The 4,036-nt window shown below is 73.7% G+C and carries 4 protein-coding genes; 3 read left to right on the forward strand and 1 reads right to left on the reverse strand.

Features of this window, described 5'->3' with window-relative positions; translation table 11 throughout:
• Positions 1-114 precede the first annotated feature (114 nt).
• Complete coding sequence (locus ACTUAL_RS23645; RefSeq protein WP_096492939.1) at positions 115-777, reverse strand: DUF4232 domain-containing protein; 663 nt, start codon at positions 775-777, stop codon at positions 115-117.
• A 233-nt stretch (positions 778-1,010) separates the two neighbouring features.
• Between ACTUAL_RS23645 and ACTUAL_RS23650 the strand changes: the two genes are divergently transcribed.
• The 3 genes from ACTUAL_RS23650 to ACTUAL_RS23660 form a co-directional block, all read left to right on the forward strand.
• Positions 1,011-1,685 carry a GntR family transcriptional regulator gene (locus ACTUAL_RS23650; protein ID WP_440901784.1) on the forward strand — a complete coding sequence of 225 codons (675 nt, stop codon included), beginning with the start codon at positions 1,011-1,013 and terminating at the stop codon, positions 1,683-1,685.
• Positions 1,685-2,878 carry an MFS transporter gene (locus ACTUAL_RS23655; protein ID WP_440901785.1) on the forward strand — a complete coding sequence of 398 codons (1,194 nt, stop codon included), beginning with the start codon at positions 1,685-1,687 and terminating at the stop codon, positions 2,876-2,878. Before ACTUAL_RS23650 ends, ACTUAL_RS23655 begins: the two co-directional genes overlap by 1 nt.
• 167 nt (positions 2,879-3,045) lie before the next feature.
• Positions 3,046-4,036: PA14 domain-containing protein (locus ACTUAL_RS23660; protein WP_440901786.1), on the forward strand; the 991-nt coding region annotated here is incomplete at its 3' end.

A 4,036-nucleotide genomic window follows, 5' to 3' on the forward strand; every position in this document is an offset into this window, starting at 1 on the left:
CTGGCCATTCCAAGTGTGCCGGAATTGTCACCGCACCGTGGAATGACGCCATTAGATCCCGCGAACAGCGCACCGCCGCGCTCACCCGTGGTGAGCGCGGCGGTCAGGAACAGGTCACGCGTCGGTGTTGTCCGGTCCCGGCTTCACCGGGCCGACGCGCAGGAACGGGCCGTTGAGCGGCGGCGCGCACGCGTAGGTGTCGTCGGGCACGAAGGCCGCGGCGGTGTTGTCGGGCGGGTAGATCCGCAGCCCGCGCACCGGCACCTGCTGGCAGTCCGGGGTCTTCTGCGGCGCGCTGGACAGGAAGACGCCGGCCGAGGCGGTCTCGCCGGGGTTGAGGGTGACCAGCGGGCCGTTGACGTCGCGGGTGGCGGGCTCGCCGACCTGCTCGCCGCTGTCGCCGGTCACGTAGGACACGCCGGGCGCGCCCTGCAGGGTGCAGGCCGCCTGGCCGGTGTTGGTGAAGCGCAGGGGCAGGTGGGCGCCCTGCATGTCCGCGTTGCCCTGGCCGAACTCGATCCTCAGCTGGGCGGTCTGGCACTTGGCCGGTCCGCTCGCGGGCGGTGGGGTCGCGGCCTCGGAGGTCGTGCCCCCCTCGGTGGTGGGCGCCGGGGGCGGCTGGGTCGCGGCGGGCGCCCCGCTGGACGTGCCGCCGGAGGGGACGACCTCGATGTCCGGCACCTCGCCGCCCTCCTGGGCCGTGCCCCCCGAACCGCACCCCGCCGCGAAGGCCGCGACGAGGCAGGTCCCGGTCACCACGATCGCGCGCAACGACATCGTGCTCCTCCTCTGATCGCCGTTCCCTGGGTTCCGCCGGGTGGCGAGGTCCCAAACACGGCGATGCGCGACGTGGCGAGACCGTTGCGTTCCGGTGACCGCGGTCACAGTTCTCCCGCGCACTGGAACCAGCGGTCCGGAGCGGCCCGGCGAGGTTATAACCTGAACCTGAGTAAACCGCACAAAGCGCATGGCACTGCGTCGATGTCCACACCGAGGTTATAAGGACCGCGATGACCAACCCCGCCCCAGCACCGGTGACCAAGAGCGACCTCGCCTACGCGCAGGTGCGCGGGCGGGTCCTGTCGGGCGCGCTCGCGCCGGGCGCGGTGGTGAACCAGGCGGCGCTCGCGGTCGAGCTGGGCATCAGCACCACCCCGCTGCGCGAGGCGCTGAAGCGGCTGAGCGCCGAGGGCCTGGTGGAGCTGGGCGCGCACCGGGACGCGCGGGTCGCCCCGCTGAGCGGCGAGGAGGCGCGCGACCTGCTGGAGGTGCGCCGGGCGCTCGACCCGCTCGCGGCGGGGCTGGCGGCCGAGCGGCGGACCAGGGCCGACGTCGCCGAGATCCGGCGCGCGCACGACGGGTTGCGCCCGCTCGGCAGGGGCGCGTCCACCGACGACCTGGCCACGCACCGCCGGTTCCACGCCGCGGTCTACCGGGCCTCGCAGAACGAGGTGCTCGTCGCCTCGCTGGACGCGCTGTGGGACAAGTCCGACCGGTACCGGGCGCTCGCGCTGCGGGAGGGCCGGGACGCCGCCGAGCTGGCGCGCCGGGCGGCCGAGCACGCGGCGCTGGTGGACCTGGTGGTCGAGGGCGACGCGGTCGGGGCGAGCGAGCTGATGCGCGGGCACGTGGACACCAGCCTGGGCGCGCGGGCGGCGCTGCGGCTGCTGGGCGGTGGCCGCTGATGGGCCGCACCGCGCTGGTGGCGCTGTTCGCGCACTCGACGCTGACCCAGGTGGTCACGTTCATGCTGCGCCCGACCATGGCCTACCGGGCACTGGAGCTCGACGTGCCGCCCGCGTGGCTGGGCCTGCTGTCCGCCGGGTTCGCGGTGGTGCCGCTGGCGATCGCGCTGCCGCTGGGGCACTGGGTGGACCGGGTGGGCGAGCGGTGGCTGCTGGTGTCGGGCGCGGCGCTGCTGGTGGCGGCGGGCGGGGCGTTCCTGCTGCTGGGCGACAGCGCGCCGGGGCTGCTGGTGGCGACGGCGGTGCTGGGCACCGGGCACCTGTGCGCGGTGATCGGGCAGCAGTCGCTGGTGGCGAACAGCTCGACGTCGGGGCGGTTCGACTCGGCGTTCGGCTACTACACGTTCGCGGCCTCGCTCGGCCAGCTGCTCGGGCCGCCGCTGATCCCGCTGCTGGGCGGGGCGCGGGCGAGCCCGGACACGGCGGCGGTGTTCACCGGGGCGACCGCGCTGGCCGGGGTTCTGCTGGTCAGCTCGCTGTTCCTGCGCCGCACCGGGGTGCGCGCGCCGGAGAGGGGCGAGGAGGGGCCGACCGGGCTCGGCGGGCTGCTGCGGCTGCCCGGACTGCTGCGGGCGCTGGTCACCAGCTGCGTGGTGCTGGCCGCGGTGGACATCTCGCTGGTCTACCTGCCCGCGCTGGGAACCGAGCGCGGGCTGGACGCGGGCGCGGTCGGGCTGCTGCTCGGGCTGCGGGCGGCGGCGTCGATGACCTCCCGGCTGTTCCTGGGCAGGCTGTCGGCGTGGTGGGGGCGCAAGCGGCTGCTGCTGGGCAGCGTGGCGCTGGCGGCGGTGGGGATGGGCGCGGTGGTCGCGCCGATGCCGCTGTGGGCGCTGGCGGTCGCGGTCGTGGTGGCCGGGCTGGGGCTGGGCGTGGGGCAGCCGGTGACGATGTCGTGGCTGGCCGAGTCGGCGCCGCCGGGGCTGCGCGGGCGGGCGATGTCGCTGCGGCTGACCGGCAACCGGGCCGGTCAGGTGGTGATCCCCGGCGCGGTGGGGCTGCTGGCGGGCGGGCTGGGTGCGGCCGGGGTGCTGGGGCTGACGGCGGTGTGCCTGGCGGCGGTCGGGGTCTCGGCGCGCGGGCTCCGCGTGGACTCGCCGGTGGCGGTGCCCCCGAAGTCACCACGAAACACTTGAGACTCCGACAAGACCAAACTTATTCCACCCAACAGCGGGTAAGCCGCCCTGCTTTTGTTCGCTCTTGGTTCGGTTGTTGAAAACTTTTGTTGTCTTCTGGTTACCGGCGTGCGTAGATCAGTGCTGGCTTGTGAGCGCTCTCACAGCCAGGACCGAGGAGAACCGCCATGTTCCGCTCCGTCACACGGCTACTCACCCTGCTCTTGGCCCTCATCACCGCTTCCGCCCTCCCCCTGCCCCTCGCCGCGGTCGCCTCGGCGGCGCCCGCGGTGCACGGGCTCAAGGGGGAGTACTTCGCCATGTCCGCGCCGGGCGCGCGGGACTTCGCCGTCCTCGGCGGGTCCGCGCTCGACCCGAACGTCGAGTTCGGCAACCTCGTCCCGACCTTCCAGGCGCTGACCGGCAGGGGCGAGCACACCACCGCCCGCTGGACCGGGCGGCTCACCGCGCCGGCCACCGCCGACTACACGTTCCACGCGATCGGCGACAACGGGTTCCGGCTGTTCCTGGACGGCGCGCCGGTCATCGACCACTGGGTCGGCGACTGGGACGTCGAGCAGCGCAGCGCCCCGGTCCGCCTGGAGGCGGGCGTGGCGCACGAGTTCCGCCTGGAGCTGTTCCAGGACACCGGTGGTGCGAACATGTTCCTGCGGTGGTCCGCTCCGGGGATGGCGAAGTCCACCGTCCCGGAGAGCGCGTTCACCCGGCCCGCCGACTTCGAGGTCTACCCGCTGGCGCTGAGCACGCCGGCAAACGGCAAGACCGTGCTGGCCGAGTTCGACGGTCGGATCACCGCGCTGGGCGACTTCCGCTCGCACGTCGCCGTCGAGGTCGACACCGTGCCGTTCCCGATCAGCTCGGTGAACCGCAAGGACGGCGACAAGCTGGTCATCACGCTCGGCGAGGCCGTGCTGAAGGGGCAGAGGATCCGGCTGCGCTACGACGGCGCGGGCGGGTTGGCGGTCGGCGGCAAGCCGGTGCCGGAGCTGTACCGGAGCGGGATCAACAACTCGGTCGAGCGGTTGACCACGCCGTGGACGAACAAGGTCAACAAGAACCAGCCGCTGCCGGAGTACCCGCGTCCCCAGCAGGAGCGGCGGAAGTGGTCGAACCTGAACGGGCAGTGGGAGTTCGCGGGCGCGGCGGCCGGTGAGCAGC

This window comes from Actinosynnema sp., from assembly GCF_052038725.1.